This is a genomic window from Asanoa ishikariensis (assembly GCF_900107455.1).
In the GTDB taxonomy this organism is placed as follows: Bacteria; Actinomycetota; Actinomycetes; order Mycobacteriales; family Micromonosporaceae; genus Asanoa; species Asanoa ishikariensis.
Genome location: NZ_FNQB01000006.1, coordinates 139,197 through 160,540, shown reverse-complemented (window position 1 = coordinate 160,540; position 21,344 = coordinate 139,197). Strand labels below are relative to the sequence as shown.

Here is a 21,344-nt window from a genome sequence, read left to right as displayed (position 1 = left end):
GGTGGCAGAAATTCGAGGGACTATGGCATCTCTGCCACTGTCTGTATGTCCGGTGCCGGCGCAGACTTATCTATGTCAAGCCCGGTGCGCACCGGCGGTCCTCACCCAAAGAGCACTACCAAACAGAGGGATACCGCCATGGAACTCGTCCTTTTCGTCGCGTTTCTGCTCCTCCTCGCGGTTGCGTCCGCCGCCGGCCTCACCGCCGACACCCACGACTCGGCCGACTGGAAGCCATCACGCGGTGGTTTCCGAGACCCACAGACTTACTGATCTTGGTAGGTGGCCGCCCGGTAGCGCTGGGTGGCCACCTTTCTTCCTGGTGGGTCGGCCATCGGGGCGTAACCCGCGTGGGGCAGGCTAGGGGCATGACCGACGGCTCCGGCACCTGGTACGACGCCGACATCGATCACGTGATCATCACCGAAGAGGAGATCCGGGAGAAGACCGGAGCCCTCGCCAAGCAGGTGGCCAGCGACTACGCGAACGTCACGGACGGGCTGATGCTCGTCTGCGTACTCAAGGGCGCCGTGATGTTCGTGGCCGACTTCGCCCGGGAGCTAGGCCGCCACGGCCCGCCGGTGGAGCTCGAGTTCATGGCCGTCTCCTCGTACGGGCAGGGCACGACCTCGTCCGGGGTCGTCCGGATCCTCAAGGATCTCGACCGGGACATCGCCGGCCGCCACGTGATCGTGGTCGAGGACATCGTCGACTCCGGGCTGACGCTCTCCTGGCTGCTCAAATACCTGGAGTCCCGGGCTGCCGCGAGCGTCGAGGTGGTCGCCCTCTTCCGCAAGCCGGACGCGATCAAGGTGCACGTGCCGGTGAAGTACGTGGGGTTCGACATCCCGAGCGAGTTCGTGGTCGGATACGGGCTCGACTTCAACGAGCGCTACCGTGAGCTGCCCTACGTCGGCGTCCTCAAGCCTGAGGTATACGCCCGAGTTTGAGGATCTCCTCAACTTCGTACAGCGGACTTACAGCATCCCCGGCTACCGTATGGACTAGCGCGGGGCTCAGTGGTTTGCGCCTCGCGCTCGGGGTGTACCTTCGAATGACCGTGGCGCACCCGGCGGCGCGGGTCGTGGCCGTCCTGAACAGGACTTGTCCTGGGCAGGGGAGCCGCGGCGGGCCGACACCCCGGAGCACCAGTCCGGCACGGTCATAACGTCGATCAGGAGGATGCGGGCGGCTCGCCGCTCGACAACAGTATGGAACGTACGCGTTTCTTCCGCCGACCGGTGGTCTGGATCATCCTTGTGATCGCCGGCGCAATCGCGCTCAGCTCGCTGTTCACGGGTGGACCCAGCTTCCACCGCGTGGATACCAGCGTCGCGCTGCAGCAGCTCAACAGCGGACCCGCCAACAGCATCCAAGAGGTTACGTTCCAGGACAAGGAACAGACCCTCCAGATGACGCTCGCCCAACCGCAGAAGTTCGGCGACACCAATACCAACCGCATCGAGGCGCAGTTCCCGGCCGAGGTCGGCGACGAGATCTGGAACGACGTCCAGAACGCCAAGACCGCCGACCGGATCAGCGGTGACATCGACACCCAGGTCTCCGGCGACAACGTTCTGCTGAGCCTGCTCGTCAACCTGCTCCCGATCGTCCTGCTCGTCGTGCTGCTGCTGTTCTTCATGTCGCAGATGCAGGGCGGCGGCTCCCGCGTCCTCAACTTCGGCAAGTCCAAGGCGAAGATGATCACCAAGGACACGCCGAAGACGACGTTCGCGGACGTCGCGGGCGCCGACGAGGCGGTCGAAGAGCTTCGCGAGATCAAGGACTTCCTGCAGAACCCGGCGAAGTACCAGGCGCTCGGCGCCAAGATCCCGAAGGGCGTGCTGCTCTTCGGCCAGCCGGGCACCGGTAAGACGCTGCTCGCCCGAGCGGTCGCCGGTGAGGCCGGCGTGCCGTTCTACTCGATCTCCGGTTCGGACTTCGTCGAGATGTTCGTCGGTGTCGGCGCGAGCCGGGTCCGCGACCTTTTCGAGCAGGCCAAGGCCAACGCTCCGGCGATCGTGTTCGTCGACGAGATCGACGCCGTCGGCCGCCACCGCGGCGCCGGCATGGGCGGCGGTCACGACGAGCGCGAGCAGACGCTCAACCAGCTCCTCGTCGAGATGGACGGCTTCGACACCAAGGGCGGGGTCATCCTGATCGCGGCCACGAACCGGCCCGACATCCTCGACCCGGCGCTGCTGCGTCCCGGCCGCTTCGACCGGCAGATCGCCGTCGACACCCCCGACATGGACGGCCGCAAGGCGATCCTGCGGGTGCACGCCAAGGGCAAGCCGTTCGCGCCCGACGTCGACCTCGACGCGGTCGCCCGGCGTACCCCCGGCTTCAGCGGTGCCGACCTGGCCAACGTGATCAACGAGTCCGCGCTGCTGACCGCCCGCGTCGACGGCCGGGCGATCACCAACGACAACCTCGAAGAGTCGATCGACCGCGTGGTCGCCGGCCCGCAGCGCAAGACCCGCGTGATGAGCGACCACGAAAAGAAGATCACCGCTTATCACGAGGGCGGCCACGCGCTGGTCGCCTGGGCGCTGCCGCACTCGGCGCCGGTGCACAAGGTGACGATCCTGCCGCGCTCGCGTTCGCTGGGTCACACCCTGGTGCTGCCGACGGAAGACAAGTACACCCAGACCCGGGCCGAAATGATCGACACGCTGGCGTACGCGCTGGGCGGTCGGGCGGCCGAGGAACTGGTCTTCCACGAGCCGACCACCGGCGCGGGCGACGACATCAAGAAGGCCACGTCGCTGGCCCGGGCGATGGTCACCCAATACGGCATGTCGTCGAAGCTCGGCGCGGTCAAGTACGGCACCAGCGGCGACGAGCCGTTCCTGGGACGCACGATGGGCCACGAGCGCGACTACTCGGACGTGGTCGCGGCCGAGATCGACGGCGAGGTCCGCTCGCTGATCGAGCTCGCGCACGACGAGGCCTGGGAGATCCTGGTGGAATACCGGGACGTCCTCGACAGCCTCGTGCTGGAGCTGATCGAGAAGGAGACCATCTCGACCGCCGACATGGCGCGGATCGCCGCGCGAGTCGTCAAGCGGCCGCCGATGGCACCCTTCAACGGCTTCGGCAAGCGTCGCCCGTCGACCGAGCCGCCGGTCCTCACCCCGGCCGAGCGCGACGCGCTCAAGGTCCAGGCCGAGGCCGACGGAGCCGAGGCCCGAGTGGGCGGCAGCTCGCCCAACAACAACTCGGACGGCGCACACTGAGCAACATCGACTACGAGGCGGACGGCGAGGTAGAGCTCGATTACCTCGCCGCCCGGCTCGTGGACGGCAAGCTCGCGGGCCGCCCGGTTGAAGAGGCCGTCGACCTGGGCCGGATCGAGAAGGCCGTCCGCGAGATCCTGATCGCGATCGGCGAAGACCCGGACCGCGACGGCCTGACCAAGACCCCGCTGCGAGTCGCCCGCGCCTACGCGGAACTCTTCGCGGGCCTCCGGGTCGACCCGGCCCAGGTGCTCAACACGACCTTCGACGCGGCGCACCAGGAACTGGTGCTGGTCCGCGACATCGAGGTCATGAGCGTCTGCGAACACCACCTGCTCCCGTTCAAGGGCGTGGCGCACATCGGCTACATCCCGGGCCCGAGCGGCCGGATAACCGGCCTGTCCAAGCTGGCCCGCATCGTCGAGATCTACGCCCGCCGCCCGCAGGTCCAGGAGCGGCTCACGACCCAGATAGCCGACCTGCTGATGCAAAAGCTCGAGCCCCGCGGAGTGATCGCGGTGCTGGAATGCGAACACCTCTGCATGGCGATGCGCGGCATCCAGAAGGACGGCGCCAAGACGGTGACGTCCGCGGTCCGCGGCATCTTCCAGAGCGACGCCAAGAGCCGATCCGAAGCGATGGCCCTGATCATCGGGTGATTTCCCGGGTCCGTGGTGGGCACGACCGTTGCTCCCGCCGGGGACCGCTCGCTTCGCTTCGCTGCCAGGTCCGCAGGGGTTTTCTTCACCGGCGAGCTGTGGTGATCACAATGACCCGGCACCAAGGTCGGAGCGCACGCCGTCAGCTGGGCCCGGCCGTGTGAGCGTCTTGAGGCCGGGGTGGTGCCGGCGGACGTGGATTGCCCCCGTCCGTATCCGCCGGCGCCTCGATTACCTTGAGCTGGTCGTGCTGAGGGTTGGCGTGGGGGTGGGTTCGGTAGCCGTGCGCGCAGCCCGGCGTTCGGTCAGGGTCAGTGCGACCACGGCCACGCCCAGCAGGATCGAGCCGGCCGTTGCTGACACCGTGAGGCGTTCGTCGAGCCAGAGCACTGCGATGACGGCTGCGGCCAGGGGCTCGGCTAGGGCGAGCACCGAGGCGGTGGTCGCGCGCACTACTGCCAGCCCCGCGAAGAACAGGGCGTAGGCCAGGGCGGAGGGTGCCGCGCCCAGGTAGGCGAGCAGGGCCACCGTCTGGCCGGCGTCACCGGTGGTGGGCAGCAGGCCTTCGAACAGGGCCGCCGGGAACAGGCAGATCAGGCCGACCGTGAAGCCGCCCAGGGTCGTGGACAGCGGGTCGGCGGTCGGGCCGGACCTGCGGTTGAGCAGGGTGACGGCCGCATAGCCCGTGGCGGACACGGCGGCGCAGGCCAGGCCCAACGTCGGCGCCGAACCGCCGGTGGCACCTCCGCCGCCGACGAGCAGGAGCAGGCCGAGCAGCGCGAGCCCTACGGTCAGGGCGCCGCCCCGGCCCAGGCGTTCGTCGTCGCTCGTGAGGCGGGCGCCGACGGCGATCAGGATCGGGCCGGAGCCCAACGTCACCACGGTCGCGATGGCGAGGCCGGCGTATTGGACCGCGGCGAAGTACGCCGTCTGGAAGACGACCAGGCCCAACCCGGTGATCACCACGTGGCGCAGCGGTTGCCGGGTGGCCGGCCGGCGGCGGCGTGCCAGTAGTTGGACCGCGCCGAGTAGCAGAACGCCGAAGGCAAAGCGCCAGAACGAGACCGCGATCGGGCCCAGTCCGCTGGTGTTGTAGAGGATCGCCGCGCCGGCGCCGGCCGTGCCCCAGGCCACCGCCGCTACGAGGATGTAAAGGATTCCCCGCCCAACGGGCAGGGTTGTTTTCGAGTGCAACTCAGTTCTCCGTGTCATCGCCGCCCGGGCGCCACTGAAGGACCCGGGCTCAGGAAAGAAGCAAAGAGCCGGGTCAGCTAACGATGATCGTTAGCGAGTGGCGGGCGGCGAAAGCACGAAGCGAGTCACGCGGCGGACCTTATCGCAACGCAAGGGCCCAACGCAGTTGGATTGTGTCCCGCGGACCTGGCAGGGACGGGCCCCCAGGGCACGCACCAGTTTCGGGCGGGACCAACGATCGTCCCTCACCTGACCCGGGAAGCCCGGATCATTGGTTGTGTCCCGCGGACCTGGCAGGGACGGGCCCCCTTGGGCCCGGCCCGGTCCCCGGCGGGAGCAACGGTCGCGCCCTCGACGAACCCGGGACCGCATCTTGCTTTTGATTTAGACCATGCTGCGGAAGTTGTCGGCGGAGCTGAGCGCGTTCGAGGCGAGCGACTGCGCTTCGTCGAGCCGTGACCGAGCCTGCTCCAGGTTCGCGATCGCGTCCATGATGGACGGGTGCGCTGACCCGATCGCGGTGAAGCGGAGGCGGGTCAGGGCCTCGTCGAACGCGTCCGTCACGCCGCGCAGGGTCTGCAGGGCGCGTTGGGTCTGGTCGACCGAGGCGGCGACGTTGAGCTTGACCTCTTCGACGTTCGGCATGCGGACCGCCTAGGTGACGGCCAGGACGGCCTGGCCGATGAGGGTGATCAGGACGGGTGCGAAGCAGGTCACGGCGCCGATCGGGAGGGTGCGGTCGACCTTGCCGCCGGCCGGGGCGGGGAACGCGGCGCCGATCGTGACCCAGGCGAACCCGAGTGCGGCCAGCGGCAGTGCGAGCCCACAGCCGAGTGCGTAGATCGTCATCGGTGTGCCCTGGGCGGTGACCAGCAGCGCGATCTGGACCACCAGGACCGCAGCGGCGAACGGCCCGTATACGAGCATGTTGCGCACCCAACTGCGGACCGGCGTGCGGGGGCCGGTCACGCCGAGCGCGGCTCCGGGCACCCCGAGCAGGGCGGCGTCGGCGCGGTCGGCGGTCGATCGGGCCTGGTGCAACGCGGTCAACACACCCGCCGGATCGCCGCCGATGGTCCGGCCGGCCGCCTCGGCGTCCGCGCGGGTCGGGTGAAGATCGACATCGGGTACGCCGGCCTCGCGCAACCTCGCCTGTTGCGGCACCAGCCGGGCGCGGACCGCGGAGAGCTCCTCGCGCGCCGCCCGGGTCGCCTGGGCCTGCTCGCCGGCCGCGGTGGCCGCACCCCGGCGCACCGCGTCGAGCCGTTGGGCGGCGGCGCAGTAGTCCGACCAGGCCGTGCCCGGGTCGGTGTCGTCCGGCCGGTGCGAGTGGCCGTAGGACGGCTGTTGCGGCACCGGGTTCGGGTGCGCCGGCAACGGGGTGGGTGTCGGCTGGTCGGGCACGCTGTACGGGGTTCCGTTGGTCGGCTGGTCGGTGGTCATCGGTCGGCCTCGGAGCGCACGAACGGCACGATCACGGAGGTGCGGTCGGTGTGCCGGTCGTGCAGCAGCGCCCGGTTGTCTCGCGGCTGCCAGTCGACCGGGCGGTTGAGCAGCAGGCTCACGTCGGCACCGGGAACGTTGAGGAACACCAGGCCGGCGACGTCTTCGCGGGCGGCCGGGCCGACCTCGTCGGTGAACCGTCGCAGGCCGCGCCACCAGGAGAGCAGGTGCACGCCGCGGCCGGGGCCGGTGCGCAACACCAGGCGGAGCCGGTCGGGCGGCAGCGCGCCGCCGGCCATCGCGTCCATTCCGAACACCACCATGTAGCCGGGGCGGTCGATGGTCAGCGTGTCGGCGAGCTCGGCCGCGGTGACCATCTCGACCTCCTGCCGCTCGGCGAGGTCGCGGGCCAGGTCCGCGGCGACGTCGTCGCCCTCGGCGACCAGAGATGCGATCACGAATCGGGCGGTACGCGGCGGGTGGTGCGCGGCGACGCTGCGGGCTGCGGCGTCGAGCACCCCGGCGCCGGCCGCGCTCGGGCCGATCACCGCGAGATGCCGGCCGGGCGCGGTGTCGAGCGGGAAGGCCGCGGTGCTGAGCGACACGTCGATGTGGCGGCCGACCAGCGCGGCGGGACGGGTGATCCGGCCGGCGAGGGCCGCCCGGAAGGTGGGGTCGTCGTTGAGGTGCTGGTGCGCGTACCCGGCGAAGACCTTGGGCGGCGCGGCGTCGGCGGTGCGCCGTTCCCAGAGCGCGTGTCGCAGTTTGACCAGCGCGGACCGGTCGCCGTGCGGGTCCGGGAAACGGATCACCCGCTCGTGCCCGCGGGTCGCGCCGCGCGGACCGCCGAGGCCACCGGCCGTGTTGACGACCGCGGCGCCGAGCGGGAGGCCGGCGGCCGCGTCGTTGGTCGGCTCCAGCACGTCGCCGCCGCCCGGGAGGGCGACCCGCACCGGGAACTGGCCGAAGATCGAGTCGCGCTTGGCGTAGAGCGCTTCGACGCCGAGCACGGTCTGGCTGGCCAGGACCAGATGGATGCCGTACGAGCGACCCTTGCGGGCCAGTGACTCGAGCAGCGTGACCGCCTCGGTGGCCGCCCGGTCGGCGCCCGCCAGCAGTACCTGGAACTCGTCGATCACGCAGACGATCCGCGGCAGCGGCTGGCTCTCGCGCAGGTCGGTGAACCGGGTGACGCCGGCCCGCTTGTAGGCGACCGAGCGGCGACCCATCTCGGCGTCGAGGTCACGCAACACGGCAAGGCCGTACTCCCGGTCGGACTCGACCCCGACGGCGCGGGCGTGCGGCAGCCAGGTGCGGTCGCGCTCGGTCGGCACGAACTCGGCGAACGAGATGCCCTCTTTGAAGTCGAGCAGGTAGAGCGTCATCTCGTCGGGGCCGTAGCGGGTGGCCAACCCGTACAGCACGTTGATCAGGAACGCGGTCTTGCCCGCACCGGACCGACCGCCGATCATCCAGTGTGGAGTCAGATCGTTGAACTGGAGGTTTACGGGCCGGTCGCCGTCGTGGCCGACCACCGTGGCCAGGCCGGACGCGGACTCGTCGGTCCAGGTGTCGCTCTCCTGCTCGGGCAACAGGTCCCGCAGGTTGAGGCGCGAGCTGGCGGCGAACCGAGCACCGAGCTCGGCACAAACCCGCTCGAACAGGTGCGGCGGCGGGTCGTCATCGAGGAACACGGGAGCGTTGAGCCCGACGTGCGGCGACGTCGCGAAGTTGGCGCCGGGCGGGTCGCTGACCAGGGCATGGGGGTTGCGCAACGCGATCCGGGTGGCCAGCGGCATGGGCTGCTGGGTGGTCTCCAGGGTCAGCGGCGGCGGCGGCCAACCGGCGACGATCAGGTGCAGACCAGCGTCCGGCCCCGCCTGAGCCAACGCGGAGATGCGGGTCAGATCGGCGGTCTCGGTGAGTTCGGGCAAACTCGCGATGACCACGAGGAGGGTACGTTCGCGCCGGGTGTGCCGGACGGCGGTAGGGCGGGCGGGGCGCACCCACTGCTCGGCCTCGGCGAGCACGGCCCGCAGAGCGGTGCGATCGGTGGCCGGCGGAGGCATCAACCCGGCGTCGGCGAGCGCGGCGAAGGGTGCGAAAAGCATCCCGCCACCGGCGGCATCGACGGCGCGTACGAGCAAGGACCCGGGCGGCGCGGCGGCGAGCAACCGGAGCAGGGTGGCCCTGATCAGCCCGGCGACCCGGGGGTCGCGAGCATCGGCGTCGATCGTCAGGTGGCCGGTGCCGAGCAGCGGAACGATCGCGGGAAAGCGTGCGTCGTCGAGCGGCTGAGCGGTGCCGATCCGCACGAAGGAAGGCACCCGGGGACCACCGAGCGGAGTGTCTTCGAACCGCGCGTCGAGCTGCCCACCAAGCCAGCCGGGCGTGAGCACACCGGCCGCGGCCCGCAGCCGTTCGGCCAGGTCATGCTGTGCGCGCTCGTCAGCGACAGGCGCCCGAACACCAACAAGCGCCACCTCGGCGGCATCAACGACCGCAGCAGCTTGGCGGTGCAGCGCGGCGGCTTCTAAGGCTCGCGCCTGCGTCCTGGACACACCGCTCACCTCCCGGAGTGACGGTATAGCAGCGCGGCAGAATGTCCCACGCTCCCCTCCGCGTGCCGTACGGCTAACCTCGTCATGTGGCCGCCGCATCCTCCGCACGCACGACCCCGGGCGAGCGAAGCGTCCGCCCGCTGCGCCTCCTCCTGATGGTGATCGGGGGGGTGCTGACCCTGCTCTGCCTGGGCGGAGTAGGAGTAGGAATCAACCTCTACGACGAAGCCACCGCCATCGACCGCGGAGAGCCAGACGTGACGGTCGATAACTACCTGCGGGAGTTCCTCGTGCAACGTAACGACGTTCGTGCCGAGTCGCTCGAATGCAAGGAAGACCGTGGGCTGGAGCCCATCCGGGCCTTCAGGGCAGATGTGGACCATCGGGAAGAGGGCTTTGGAATCACGATCGATGTGTCGTGGGGTCCGCTCGCGGTAACCGAGGCTGGTTCCGATCGAACTGTGGCTACGCAACTCACTCGAACAATCGCGGGTGCCGAAAGGTCCACGCAAGATTGGCAGTTCAGGGTCGTGGACGAAGGCGACGGGTGGAAAGTCTGCGGTGCGCAACTGCTCGGCTAACTATTCGATCCAGAGCAGATGCACAGGGACCTCGACGGTCTTCGGTGCTTGTCCGCTCCACGCCCAGCGATACCATTCGAGCTCTGTCGCCAGCCGAACGCAGATGTCGCCATCTGCATTGGTGTGTACTTCGGTGACCGCACGAAGATCTCGGCGCTCGACCCCGTCGACCACCTGAACGACTCGTCGGCCAGAGAGAGCGTCCACATCGACTGCTGGCACCGCCACGCGGGTGGCCGGGAAGTCGAGCGAGACAAGCCGGGAGATCACGTCCCGATGGCCCCCGGCCTTCCCAGGAGCGCCCAACGTCTCGACCCAGACCCGGTCGATCGGTACCAGCGGGGCGAAGACCTCGATCTGTTCGGACTCGGCGCGGTACCACTCCTGCTCTGGGATCGCCGGGACGTAGGTGCGGCTGCCTTGCACGATCCGATCATCGGCACGTAGATCGCCACGCCAACCGGCGCCCGGAAACCCGACTACCAGACGTCGCCCGCGCAGATCCTCAACGCTCGCAGCCGGTGTGGGCACGATTGAGCGGGGTGGCCGGGGCGCCCAGTCGGGCTGGTCAGCGAACGGGTCTGGCATCGGCTCGCGGCTCATCAGTTATCTCCGCTCCGCGCGCCGAAGGTCCGGCAGTTATGCGCCGGTGCCTAGCGGCGCGCCCTTTTCCCGCATCCACTTCAAAGGCTCAGTCGCACCCGCTGAGCTGCGGTCGCCATTCAGGTGCACCTCGAAGTGTAGGTGGGGCCCCGACGAGTGGCCGCTCGTGCCGACGATGCCGAGCGGCTGGCCGGCGGCCACCGCTTGCCCTACTCGGACCTTGGGGCGGTAAAGCATGTGACAGTAGCGGGTCATGACCTCGTCGGCATGCATTATATCGACATACCAGCCGCAACCGGGCGTCGACGGCGAACCGTCGCGGTCGCAACGGAACGGCGGTGTTTGGTCGTTGTCGCACCGCGACACGATGACCGTGCCGGCGGCTGCGGCGAGGATGTCGTCGCCGCGGGAGGCGCCGAGGTCGACACCCTGATGGCTGGGGCGCGATGAGGTCCGGAACCCTGAGACGACGCCGGCCTTGACGGGGGTGGTCCAACCTGACGCTGCCACGTCGCCCATCGCGGCGCAGGTCAATGTCGAGTTGGCTCCGACCGCTCGCGCCGCACCGTCGGCCAGCATGTTCACGATCTCCGCAGCGTCAGGTTCATGCTTGGCGTAGGCGTCCGGGAACGCGCTGCGCTGCACTGCCTGGGCGGCGTCGGTCAGAGACATCTGCTCCCAGCCGCGGACCTTCACGAGCTTCTGGTAGAACTTCCGGCTGGCGTAGACCGGGTCCTGGACCTGCCTCGGCGTGCCCCAACCTTGGCTCGGACGTTGCTGGAAGAGCCCGAGCGAATCGTGATCATTGCGTGAGCCGAGGTTGCCCAGGTTGTTCAGCGACGATTCCTGCATCGCGGTCGCGATCGCGATGACCCAACCTTTTGGCGGCACCTTGAGGTCCGCGCCGACATTGATGATCGTCGCCGCGTTCCGCAGCTGGGGTTCGCTGTAGCCAGAGACCCGTGGGAGATCACCGTCGTCAGGCAGTGGGCCGGCGGCGCCGCAGCCGTAGGACGAAAGGGCCTGGTTGTTGTCGTTGCTCAGGCCGTCCAAGAAGAAGGCGGCGGTGCCGCCACCGCAGCAGAGCAATGCGAGTGTGGCGGTGACAGCGACCAGGGCAACCACCCGCTTCGGGCGGCGTCGCTGGATCGCCTCGTCCAGTTCGCCGGTCAGCGTCATGCGCGCTCCCAGTCAACGCCGTCCACCAGCCACCGTCCCTCTGCGACGACGACCCGGAGCAGCAGCGTTCCGGAGTCGACCGGATAGGAGACCTCTACCAAACCCGTACCCCGTGGCACCACCGTTGGTGGACCTGTCAGACGCTCCGCCGGTACGACGACCGGGTCCACTCCTTTGAGCTTGGCAGCGAGATCGGCAGTGACGTGCGGAACCAGCGCCGCGTACCAGTCCGCTACCTTCGCCGTGCGGTCCAGCCAGGAGGTCGCGAACGCTTTCGCGATTTCCGCAGGTTCCGGAGCGCCCGGACTCAGGCTGGGCCCGGGATCCACCACGGTGGAGGTGGCCGGTCGCGGTTCGACCACACCGTCGTCGGCCGCCCCCGGATCGGCGGTGGTCGCCGTGCTGGAAATGTCGACTGCGGGGAAAACCCCTGCGGACCGACCGTCAGGACCGGAAACGACTCGGGCGATGCCGACCACACCGAAGACCACGATCGCCAAGACCACGGCGACTCCGAGTCGTGACCGCAGCGCCGAGGAACCGAGGAGTTGGAACACCCGCCGCACGTCTCACCTCGCCTCGGATCGGACCCGTGGCGATGTCGGCGCGGGTGGGGCGTCCTTGGTGGATTCCGGCCGATAGATCGCGTAGCTGGCCGGCGCGGTTTGCGGAACGTCCGGCTCCACCCATCGCTCGGGTTGGCGGCGGCCCGGCCGCACGGCAGGACTTCGCGGCGGGGTCGCGGTTGGGGCGTCGGACCGCTCTTCCGGCCGATTCTGCTCTCCACCGCTGGGTGCGCCGTGGCTCGGATCCTCGTGCCGAGCTTCCGGTCGCATCGATGTTCCTTCGGCAAGGACCCCGCGACGCTTGCCAACGTGTGGTTCGGAGGTGCCACCAGGCTCGACGACGTCCAGTTTCGCGGCCTCACGCATGTCGCGGAAGAATCGCCGATGCCAGGAGCCGGCCGACGTGATCGCGGCAGTGCCATCCTTGCCGCCGAGTTGTGTGATTCGCCGGTATGGGCGGAGCAGTAGCCAGCCCACCACGCCGCAAAGCCACACGAGGACTACCTGGAGCCAGCCCGGTAGCGTCGGAGTATTCATGATCAAGTCGACGGCGAACAGGTAGATCGCGGCCCCGGTGCCGAAGATCGCGATGTTGAAGACCGCGGCGACTACCGCGTTCGCCAACCGCCGAATGCCGGCGCTAGCCGGACGCATCAGACCCACTGTGCCCAAGATCGGTGCAGCGATGACTGCCCAGCGGAAGATTAAGAAGCCGAGCAACACGAGGAGCGACGCGGTGAGGTCGAACAAGGCGAAGAGGAACGCCGCGAGCAGCGCGATGAAGCCAGCGCCGACCCGATCCATGTCGCGTTCGCCCTGGAGGTAGTCGTACGCCTCGGGGTCTTCGGTCTTAATCTGCTCGGCGACCTTCATCCACTGAGTCTTTTTTTCGGCGAGCATCTGGTCGCGAGTGCCAGGATTTTGACGGAGCTTTTCGGCTTCGTCCCAGCGGAACGATTTGGCGTCGTAAAGCGCCTGACCGTATTTTTTGGCAGTCACGCTGTCAGCAGACCCGAGAACACCTCGAAGCCAGTTGCGATAGAGCATGGTCTCGGTGACGGTGTCACTCGCCCGCACGGCCGGCGGCCGGTTGTCCTTGCAGGCGTTGGGATCGCCGAGGCGGCATTGGCCATCATCCGGGCGTGGACCGACGGCGTCGTGCACAACGCCGAGTGCGCTGACGAGCGTGTCATCGGCGATGTTCGCTGATTTCACCGGCCATGCAGCCAGCGCAGTCACAGCGACCATGACGAGGAGCGCCCAGCCAGTGGTGGTCATGGCGTTGCTCATGTCGGACTGACGCGACCGCCAAATGAGGTACAAACCAACGATCGCCAGTGTGATGCCCCCGAAGGCGGTGAACACCTTCGTATAAACCGCCTTCGTTGCCTGGTCTACCAGGGGGTCGGCCCAGCCCCACATCGTCGCCGGATTCCATGCGCGCTCGCGCACGGCGTTGGAAGCGCCTACGACCGCAGTCGCGATCATGAACTCGCCGTTAGCGACCGTCGTCAAGAAACGGTAGTCGGGATGCAGGACAGTTGAGGCGCAGCCGCCTTCAATGTCGTAGGTGGAATAGCTATAACCGGCGTAGCCGTAGTCGCTGTAGATGCCGACGACGCCCGAGCGTGCCGAACCTTCCGGTCGACTCGCGAACCAACCCGCCAGACCCGCGTCAGGGTTGCTTGGATTCGGGGCATTGAGGCAGGTCAGGCGGTCTGCGCTGACTTCCGGCAACTTGCTGACGCAGGCACGGAAGTTCGCCTCCCACTCGTCGACTGTGCAGACGTCAGCGGGTGCCTTAGTTGGCGGGGCGGCGGTTGCGCCCAAGGCCGGCCAGCTGATGGTGGCGACGGCCGCCACCAGCAGGGTGAGGACCAGAGAGACTACCCGTGCTCGCGCCCGAGCCATCTACTCCTCCAGGTCTGCAAGGGCCGGCGGGAGGAGGGACGGCGTCGACGCCGCCACCGCCGGGGTGGTGTCCAGGTGGTCCAGCAGGCCTTCGACGTACGAGACGTCGACTCGGATCTTTTGGACCCGGCCGTCTACGTCGCGCATGACGAACTCGCGGAAACCTAGCCGGGCCGATGATGCCGTGTCCACGTTGGACAGGCTGGCGAGGGTGGCCTCGTAGCCGTCGTTCACCGGGACCCGCAGCAGGCGTAGCGCTTCCGACGCGATTTCCTGGTCTTCCGCGATCCGGCCCACGAACACCGTCGACACGAGGTTCTGGACGTCCAGGCCCAGGATGTCGCGTGGGTTCTGCGACGCCACCAGGGCCGCCAGGTTCCACTTGCGGGAGTCTCGGGCCAGGCGCACCAGGAACGAGCGGCCCGAACGCCAGCCCTCCATGAAGTGCGCTTCGTCCAGGCCGACCATTTTCCGCGATGACATCGAGCCGCCGTAGCAGCGCCGGACCGCCAGGCGGTGGGCCGTGTGCAGCATGGGCAGCGCCAACGATTCCTCGGCTGACCAGTACTCGCGTTCGATCTTCAGGTCCGGTAGGCGCAGGCCGGCCATCGTGATGACCGTCAGGGCCGCGTCCGCGCCGAGCAGGTGCTCTGGGGGGCGGCCGAAGAACAGCAGCGCGAGTGGCATTTCGGCCGTGTCCAGCAGCAGGTTGGCCAGTTCCTTGCCATCGTCGTCGTCCATGCCGGCCAGGCAGGCGACGATGTCGTCCAGCGTCGAGGTCTCCTCGGCCGGGACCTGGCGCACCGCGTGCCGGAACAGCGTCGCCGTGGAAGCCTGGCGGGCCACCTGCGGCGGGACCAGCATCTGACAGATGTCCTGGACCAGCATCCGGCGCTCGGCTCGCGAGTTGGAGACCGCGATCTCGTACTCCCGGTCACCCGGCGCGCCCAGTGAGAACTCCGTGCGCAAGGGCGTGGGAATCAGCGAGTACGGCGCCAGCGTGCCGGCCTCCGAACCCGTCAGGTTGAGCACCCGGGAGAACGGCCGGAGTTCCGGCATCGCGCACAGCCGGGCCAGCGGGCCCGACGGGTCGAGCAGGGTGACCTGGACGCCGCGCCGGGCCGCCAGGTAGCCGAGTGCACCCAGCAGCGTCGACTTGCCACCGCCGGGCTCGGCTACGAAGACCGCCAGGCCGGAGCGCTCGCGTACCTCCATCGGGAAGTGCAGGTCCAGGAAGACCGGCCGGCGGCAGGTGCCCGCGGTGCGGCCGATCAGGTCGCCGCGGCGGTCGCCGACCGTGGACGCCGCCTGCGGCAGCGCGGCCGCCAGCAGCTTGACCGGCATCCGGCGGATGTAGCCCGTGTTGGCGATCGGCTCGCCGGGGATGAACTCGCGGGCCAGCCAGTCCTGGTTCTTCGGGTGCTGCAGCGAGATGCGCAGTTCCCGGGAGTAGAGCTGGATCAGCCGGCGAGCCCGCTCGAGGCACTCGTCGCGGGTGCGGCCGCCGACGGCGATGCGGTGCCAGCCGTGCGCGCGGGCCGACTCGACCGGCAGACCGGTGGTCATCTCGTCGCCGATCACCAGCGCGCGCTTGGCCAGCCGCTCGAGCTCGGGCGGGGCGTCGATGCCGTGCTCGGCGTAGTCGAGTTGCTGCGACCGGATCATCCGGAGCCGGTGCTCGAGGTTGCGGAACGAGTCGCCCGAGCCGAGCACGTCGATCCGCGACGACAGCTCCATCGGCCACGGCAGCCGCTCGTGGAAGTGCATCCACGGCTCGTGCCGCTCGGGGATCTCCAGTGGCTCCATCCGGCCGACGGCCAGCACGGCGACGTGCCGCTCCTCGCCGGTCATCCGGTTGACGAGCTTGACCGTCGACCCGTACGGCGTGCGATAGCGCTCGATCTGCTCGGTGAGCCCAAGCAGGTCACCGCGTTCCCACTGGCCGTTGGTCACCGGCGAGAGCGTGGTCGGGGGCGCCATGCACAGCGCGACCGAGCGGTAGAGCAGCCATTCAAGCTCGTGTGGCGTGACCCGCCGCCCGCGCATGCCGAACGCGCCGAGCACCTCGTCGAACTGCTCGACCGTGCGACTCAGCTTGCGGCGCTCGCCCTCGGCGACGCCGCGGCCGAAGGTGCGCAGCACCCGCTCGGACAGGCTGTTGCCGAGCGACCGGCGCGCGAACGTGACGCCCAGGTAGGTCTGGCCCTCGGCGTGGTTGACCGACAGCAGGTGCCGCTGCGCCGCGACCAGGTGGTCGGACCAGGACGTCGCGCCCGGCACGCTGGACAGCGGCGAGGGCGTGTGGGTGTCGACAGTGCGGGCCCACTCGTCGGCCGGGAACGGCCGGGTGGTGCGGCGCAGGTGCAGGCGGAAGCCGGCGAGACCCGCGTACTGCTCGGAGATCGCGGACAGCAACGCCTCGCGCTCGGCGTCGGGCCGGAACGCCCAGCGCACCTCCGGCAGCCAGTACCAGGCGGTCACCGTGTTGGGAGTGAAGGTCAGGTGCCCGGCGATCTCGGTGATTGCCAGGCCGATACTCGGGTCGCGGTCGCCGAACTTGATCTGCGGCGGCTTGACCGTGGTCGGCTTCTTTGCCGGCTCGCGACCCTTATCCCGGCGGCGCGGCGGCTGCGCCGGCTCGCGCACGATCGGCAACTGCGCGCCAGGCAGGTCGGGCGTGCGCTCCGAGCGCGGCGCGACCTCGGCGGCACGTTCCTGACCAGCGGGCATCGGGGGTACGCCGGAGGCGGGCCCCGTGGCCGGTCGCCGCGGCCGGGACGGGTGCTGCGGAGACGCCAGCCGGCTGGCCGTCGGCGGCTCGCTGCGGCGGCGTGGCTCGGGCCGAGGCTCGGGCAACATCTCGGAGCCAGGGTCGAGATAGGCGTCAGCATGCGGCGCGGGCTCGCCCCGCCGCCCGGCACGGTTGTCGACCCGGCCGGTCTCGCCCGGCGCCCGGTTGGCCCGGCTGACAATGCGCTGCCGGTCAACCGACGGCCCATTCGGCGCCAGCGACTCGACACCCCGCGAAGCCTCGATACCCCGAAGCGGCTCAGCTCCACGCCGGTCCGCTCCACGCGGGTCCGCTCCACGCGGGTCCGCTCCACGCGGGTCGGTTCCACGCGGGTCGGTTCCACGCGGGTCGGGATCGCGCTGGTCGGTTCCACGCTGGTCGCCACCGCGCTGGTCGGTTCCACGCGGGTCGCCACCGCGCTGGTCGGTTCCACGCGGGTCGGTTCCACGCCGATCGGTTCCACGCTGGTCGGCACCGCGCAGGTCGGTTCCACGCGAGTCGCCGCCGCGCGGGTCGGCACCACGCCGCGGTGGCTCGACGGCGTCGAGGTGGCCGGTCAGCGCGGGATCAGCGCCGTAAACAGGCTCGGCGCCGCGCGGCGGGGCGGTCGGCCCCGCGCCATTGCCATTGGTCAGCGCGTGCCGACCGCCAGCGGGTTCGCCGCCCTGCGGCGGCGGGGGACCCTGCGGCGGAGCAGCCTGCGGCGGCGCGGCACCACCGAAGAGGTCGAGGAACGGTGAGTCGATGTCGGCGTCGGGTCGGCGACCGGCTGGCACCGCGCGGCCGCGCTCCTCGGCCGGCCGGGAGCGGGCCGGCCCCGGCGCCTGGAAAACCGCCACCGAACCGTGACCAGGAGTGGTCACGAGTTCGTTGTCCGTCCGCTCCTCGTCAAGCTCAGCGGCATCAAGATCCGTCGCAGGGTAGTCAGTTGATCGCTGACGGTGACCGCTGGTTCCGGACTGCGTGTCGGCCGGACGGGACTCCGGCGGGACGGGTCGATTCATGCGAGGACCTCGCTCCGTTCCGCGAACGCTCCTCGGTTTCGAGGGGGTGACGGCCGGCTGATCTGCTGGACGGGCTCCGGATGCCGGGTCATACCAGCTCCTCGCGGATCCTGATCTTGGTCGCGACCAGACGGGGGTCGCGCTGCTCGACTGCGGGCTCGCGGGTGCGGCGCCAGTCGGTGAGCGCCGTGCGGATCACCACGCGTGCGGGACGGTCGGGGTCGACGTGGCGGAAGATGAACGAGGTCGTCACGATCGCGAGCGCGATCTCCCAGGCCGGGAAGAGCTCGACGCTGAACGTGAACAGGTAGTGGATGAAGATATAGAGCGGCACAAGCAGCATGAACAGCCCATATTGCGCATAGGGCAGATGGATCGGAAGCGTGTATCCCGGCGGGCCCAGGTAAACCAGGCGAGCCCGGTAGATGTCGTCATCGGTGCGCAGCCGCATCTCGTGCTCCGCGGCCTATTCGAAGATCAGCTTGATCAGGTAGTCACCGACGAAGAACAAAGTCGCCGCGCCCGCGATGAACGCGAGGCCGACGATGGCGATGGCCGAGCTGGTCAGGACCTTGGAGACCTCGCCCTTGCTCGCGCGGCCGATGAAGATCACGCCGAGCACCGCAAGCAGAATCGGCGCCACCTTGCTGGCGAAGAAGGTGACGATGCCTGATGTGTCGATGCCCTTCGGGTCTGCCTCACCCGCGATGACGTGGGCGAGCACGCCCGACGCGGCGTGCGCGGACGCACTCCACGCCTGCTGGACGAGCTCAGTGGCGATCATCGGAAAACCTCCCCGGTGCCGACGGCCGGCGGAGCCGCGGCACTGTGATTGTCAGGCCTTCGGGTGACGTTTTGTCGTACGTCTTGTCCGCCGGCCCGGATGTTGTGCGCTCACCGCTAACGGTGTCTCATCCTCGGGTGTTTTGTCCCGGTTTCGGCCTGTCTCCTCCGTCTTGGCGCCGGAATCATTAGCAATTGCAAAGCGTACGGCGGAGCCCTGCTTCGAACAAGCTACGAAGAATGCGCCTGGTGCGCCCCTCGTGGCCGGTGTGGCCGATGTGGCACACGAGTTCGAACGACAGGGCCGGAACGCTGTTCGGTACGGTCTACAGGTGACCGATCTGCTGCGGTCGCCCGACCCGGTCGTGATGGGCGTCCTCAACGTCACGCCCGACTCGTTCTCGGACGGCGGGCGATACTTCTCCTCCGACCCGGGCGGTGGTCTCGCGGCCGCGATCGCGCACGGCATCGCCATGCATCGCGACGGCGCGGACCTGGTCGACGTCGGTGGCGAGTCGACCCGGCCGGGCGCCGAGCGGGTCGACCCGGACACCGAGGCGGCCCGGGTCCTGCCGGTCATCCGCGCGCTGGCCGACCAGGGCGTGACCATGAGCATCGACACCACCCGGGCCAGCGTCGCCGCGGCCGCGCTGGAGGCCGGCGCCACGGTGGTCAACGACGTCTCCGGCGGCCTCGCCGACCCCGACATGGCCAAGGTCGTCGCCGGTGCCGGCTGCCCCTGGGTGCTGATGCACTGGCGTGGCCACTCCCGCCGGATGGCCGACCTGGCCAACTACGACGACGTGGTCAAAGAGGTACGCGACGAGCTGAGCCAGCGGGTCGACGAAGCGCTCGCGGCCGGGGTGGCCGCCGACCGGATCGTCATCGACCCCGGCCTGGGCTTCGCGAAGCGCGCCGAGCACAACTGGACCCTCACCAGGGGCCTGCCGGAGCTGATCGCCCTCGGCTACCCCGTGCTCTTCGGCGCCAGCCGCAAGTCCTACCTCGGCCGCCTGTTGGCCGAGCCGGACGGCACACCTCGCCCCACCGACCAGCGCACAGCGGCAACGGTCGCGACCAGCGTGCTCGCGGTCGCCGCCGGCGCCTGGGGCGTGCGGGTGCACGACGTGCGGGAGACCACCGACGCGATCGCCGTGTGGCAGGCCAGCGGGCGACCCCGCCTGGTGTACGAGGAGGACAGCGCATGACCGAGCCTTGGCGAGGACATCATCAGCAGAGCCCGCCCGGGCAGGGCGGGTCACCACGAAGTGGAGACCCGTCATGACCGAGCCTTGGCGAGGGCATCATCAGCAGAGCCCGCCCGGGCAGGGCGGGTCACCACGAAGTGGAGACCCGTCATGACCGACCGGATCACGCTCAAAGGGTTAAGGGCCCGGGGTTGGCACGGCGTGCTGGCGACCGAACGCGCCGAGGGTCAGGACTTCCTCGTCGACGTGGTGCTCGAGCTCGACCTGAGCGCCGCCGCCCGTGACGACGACCTGACCAAGACGGTCGACTACGGCGTGCTGGCCGGCCGGCTGGTCAAGGTGATCACCGGCGAGCCCGTCGACCTGATCGAGACGCTCGCCGACCGGCTGCTCGACGTCTGCCTCGACGACGAGCGGGTCAGCACCGCGACGGTCACCGTGCACAAGCCCCACGCACCGATTCCCCACGAGTTCGCCGACGTATCGGTCCGCCTGCGCCGGGGGAGGGCGGAGCGCTGACCCGGGCCGTGCTCTCGCTCGGCAGCAACCTCGGTGACCGGCTGGCCCACCTGCGGGCGGCGGTCGCCGCGCTGGAGCCCGTACTCGTAAAGGTCTCCGGTGTCTATGAGACCCCGCCGTGGGGCGATCCGGACCAGCCCAGCTATCTCAACGCGGCGGCCGTGGTCCAGGACGACGCGGCGACCGCGCGGGACTGGCTCCACCGGGCACAGGCGATCGAGACCGCCGAGGGCCGGGTACGCGACCCCGAGCGGCAGTTCGGCCCGCGGACGCTGGACGTCGACGTGATCGCCGTCTTCGATGCGGCGGGCCGCCCGGTGCGCAGCGCCGACCCGGAGCTCACCCTGCCGCACCCGAGGGCCCACCTGCGCGCGTTCGTCCTACGGCCGTGGGCCGACCTGGACCCGGCGGCCGAGCTGCCCGGACACGGGTCGCTGACCGCCCTGTTGCGGACCGAGCCGGCGGCGAGCGACGTCGCGGCGGTGCGTGCCCGACCGGATCTGCGGATACAGTCGGCGGGATGAGCCAGCAGTCTCCCGAACGCGGCCACGGGCCGCACCGGCCACGGATGGGTCCGACCCAGCCGGCCACGCTGGTGCTGGCCGCGCTGGTGGCCGCGGCACTGGCCTGGCTGCTGGTCAGCATGACCTATTCGAGCCTGCCCGACCTGCCCTGGTCGCCGACGGCCGTGCTGGCCGGTCTCGGCGTGCTGGAGGGCTACATCGCGCTCAACACGCGCGCCCGCGTGCAGCGCAAACCGGGCCACGAGCCGGTCGACCCGCTGTCCGTCGCTCGGTTCGCCGTGCTGGCCAAGGCGTCGTCGCTGGTCGGCTCGATCTTCGGCGGGTTCTTCGCCGGCCTGCTGATCTTTTTGATCTTCAAGCACACCGACGCGGCCCGCCACGACCTGCCGGCCGCGATCGGTGGCGTGGTCGGATCCATCATCCTGGTCATCGCCGCGCTGCTGCTCGAACGCGCCTGCCGCGTGCCCAAGCGCCGTGACGACGACGAGAACCACGACGACGACGCAAGATCTACCCGTCGGTAGCCGCATTCACAGGGGGTGACGTCCGGGCGGGAGCGCGGTTAGGGTGCGTGCGAAT

Annotated in this window: 20 protein-coding genes and 1 pseudogene; 10 read left to right on the top strand and 11 right to left on the bottom strand. The window is 69.6% G+C overall.

Features of this window, described 5'->3' with window-relative positions:
• Positions 1–138: 138 nt before the first annotated feature.
• The 4 genes from BLV39_RS44945 to folE all read left to right on the top strand — a co-directional run bounded on the left by BLV39_RS44945 (position 139) and on the right by folE (position 3,898).
• Positions 139–273: a hypothetical protein gene (locus BLV39_RS44945; protein WP_275414260.1), complete on the top strand. Its 135-nt coding sequence runs from the start codon at positions 139–141 to the stop codon at positions 271–273.
• Positions 274–368: 95 nt separating this feature from the next.
• Positions 369–950: a hypoxanthine phosphoribosyltransferase gene (gene hpt, locus BLV39_RS40215; RefSeq protein WP_090804417.1), complete on the top strand. Its 582-nt coding sequence runs from the start codon at positions 369–371 to the stop codon at positions 948–950.
• 261 nt (positions 951–1,211) lie between these two features.
• Complete coding sequence (gene ftsH, locus BLV39_RS40210) at positions 1,212–3,239, top strand: ATP-dependent zinc metalloprotease FtsH (protein ID WP_090804414.1); 2,028 nt, start codon at positions 1,212–1,214, stop codon at positions 3,237–3,239.
• Positions 3,236–3,898 carry a GTP cyclohydrolase I FolE gene (gene folE / locus BLV39_RS40205; RefSeq protein ID WP_090804409.1) on the top strand — a complete coding sequence of 221 codons (663 nt, stop codon included), beginning with the start codon at positions 3,236–3,238 and terminating at the stop codon, positions 3,896–3,898. The genes ftsH and folE overlap by 4 nt, the downstream gene beginning before the upstream one ends.
• Before the next feature lie 231 nt (positions 3,899–4,129).
• Here folE and BLV39_RS40200 read toward each other — a convergent pair whose 3' ends face one another.
• The 4 genes from BLV39_RS40200 to BLV39_RS40185 all read right to left on the bottom strand — a co-directional run bounded on the left by BLV39_RS40200 (position 4,130) and on the right by BLV39_RS40185 (position 9,105).
• Complete coding sequence (locus BLV39_RS40200) at positions 4,130–5,092, bottom strand: DMT family transporter (RefSeq protein ID WP_239083659.1); 963 nt, start codon at positions 5,090–5,092, stop codon at positions 4,130–4,132.
• 384 nt (positions 5,093–5,476) lie between these two features.
• Entirely contained in the window at positions 5,477–5,737 is a 261-nt protein-coding gene (locus tag BLV39_RS40195) for a hypothetical protein (protein WP_090804403.1), read from the bottom strand.
• A 9-nt stretch (positions 5,738–5,746) separates the two neighbouring features.
• Positions 5,747–6,535 carry a hypothetical protein gene (locus BLV39_RS40190; RefSeq protein WP_239083658.1) on the bottom strand — a complete coding sequence of 263 codons (789 nt, stop codon included), beginning with the start codon at positions 6,533–6,535 and terminating at the stop codon, positions 5,747–5,749.
• The gene (locus tag BLV39_RS40185) at positions 6,532–9,105 is read right to left on the bottom strand and encodes an FtsK/SpoIIIE domain-containing protein (RefSeq protein WP_373315305.1); all 2,574 of its coding nucleotides are present in this window, start codon (positions 9,103–9,105) and stop codon (positions 6,532–6,534) included. The genes BLV39_RS40190 and BLV39_RS40185 overlap by 4 nt, the downstream gene beginning before the upstream one ends.
• A gap of 77 nt (positions 9,106–9,182) precedes the next feature.
• Between BLV39_RS40185 and BLV39_RS40180 the strand changes: the two genes are divergently transcribed.
• A complete protein-coding gene (locus BLV39_RS40180) occupies positions 9,183–9,677 on the top strand; it encodes a hypothetical protein (protein WP_143050119.1) in 495 nt (164 codons plus the stop codon).
• On the opposite strand, the gene BLV39_RS40175 is transcribed toward BLV39_RS40180, so the two are convergent.
• From BLV39_RS40175 to BLV39_RS40155, 5 genes and pseudogenes are all read right to left on the bottom strand, one after another.
• On the bottom strand, positions 9,678–10,280 hold the full coding sequence (locus BLV39_RS40175; RefSeq protein ID WP_090804398.1) for a hypothetical protein: 603 nt from the start codon (positions 10,278–10,280) through the stop codon (positions 9,678–9,680). It lies immediately after the preceding gene.
• A gap of 36 nt (positions 10,281–10,316) precedes the next feature.
• On the bottom strand, positions 10,317–11,459 hold the full coding sequence (locus BLV39_RS40170) for a M23 family metallopeptidase (RefSeq protein ID WP_239083656.1): 1,143 nt from the start codon (positions 11,457–11,459) through the stop codon (positions 10,317–10,319).
• A complete protein-coding gene (locus BLV39_RS40165) occupies positions 11,456–11,965 on the bottom strand; it encodes a hypothetical protein (protein WP_239083655.1) in 510 nt (169 codons plus the stop codon). Before BLV39_RS40165 ends, BLV39_RS40170 begins: the two co-directional genes overlap by 4 nt.
• Before the next feature lie 63 nt (positions 11,966–12,028).
• On the bottom strand, positions 12,029–13,936 hold the full coding sequence (locus BLV39_RS40160) for a hypothetical protein (RefSeq protein WP_090804394.1): 1,908 nt from the start codon (positions 13,934–13,936) through the stop codon (positions 12,029–12,031).
• Positions 13,937–16,522, bottom strand: a pseudogene (locus BLV39_RS40155) (ATP-binding protein); the annotation flags it as partial.
• A gap of 303 nt (positions 16,523–16,825) precedes the next feature.
• On the opposite strand from BLV39_RS40155, the gene BLV39_RS45285 reads away from it, so the two are divergent.
• Complete coding sequence (locus BLV39_RS45285) at positions 16,826–17,467, top strand: hypothetical protein (protein ID WP_176985340.1); 642 nt, start codon at positions 16,826–16,828, stop codon at positions 17,465–17,467.
• Positions 17,468–17,819: 352 nt separating this feature from the next.
• Here BLV39_RS45285 and BLV39_RS40145 read toward each other — a convergent pair whose 3' ends face one another.
• Positions 17,820–18,182, bottom strand: a complete 363-nt coding sequence (locus BLV39_RS40145) for a hypothetical protein (RefSeq protein ID WP_090804390.1) — start codon at positions 18,180–18,182, stop codon at positions 17,820–17,822.
• Positions 18,183–18,197: 15 nt separating this feature from the next.
• The gene (locus BLV39_RS40140; RefSeq protein ID WP_090804388.1) at positions 18,198–18,515 is read right to left on the bottom strand and encodes a hypothetical protein; all 318 of its coding nucleotides are present in this window, start codon (positions 18,513–18,515) and stop codon (positions 18,198–18,200) included.
• Positions 18,516–18,846: 331 nt separating this feature from the next.
• Between BLV39_RS40140 and folP the strand changes: the two genes are divergently transcribed.
• The 4 genes from folP to BLV39_RS40120 all read left to right on the top strand — a co-directional run bounded on the left by folP (position 18,847) and on the right by BLV39_RS40120 (position 21,289).
• Positions 18,847–19,722: a dihydropteroate synthase gene (folP, locus tag BLV39_RS40135; protein WP_176985339.1), complete on the top strand. Its 876-nt coding sequence runs from the start codon at positions 18,847–18,849 to the stop codon at positions 19,720–19,722.
• A gap of 150 nt (positions 19,723–19,872) precedes the next feature.
• Entirely contained in the window at positions 19,873–20,241 is a 369-nt protein-coding gene (folB, locus tag BLV39_RS40130; protein WP_090804386.1) for a dihydroneopterin aldolase, read from the top strand.
• Complete coding sequence (gene folK, locus BLV39_RS40125; RefSeq protein ID WP_090804384.1) at positions 20,238–20,765, top strand: 2-amino-4-hydroxy-6-hydroxymethyldihydropteridine diphosphokinase; 528 nt, start codon at positions 20,238–20,240, stop codon at positions 20,763–20,765. Before folB ends, folK begins: the two co-directional genes overlap by 4 nt.
• On the top strand, positions 20,762–21,289 hold the full coding sequence (locus BLV39_RS40120; protein WP_239083654.1) for a DUF3180 domain-containing protein: 528 nt from the start codon (positions 20,762–20,764) through the stop codon (positions 21,287–21,289). The genes folK and BLV39_RS40120 overlap by 4 nt, the downstream gene beginning before the upstream one ends.
• Positions 21,290–21,344: the final 55 nt, after the last annotated feature.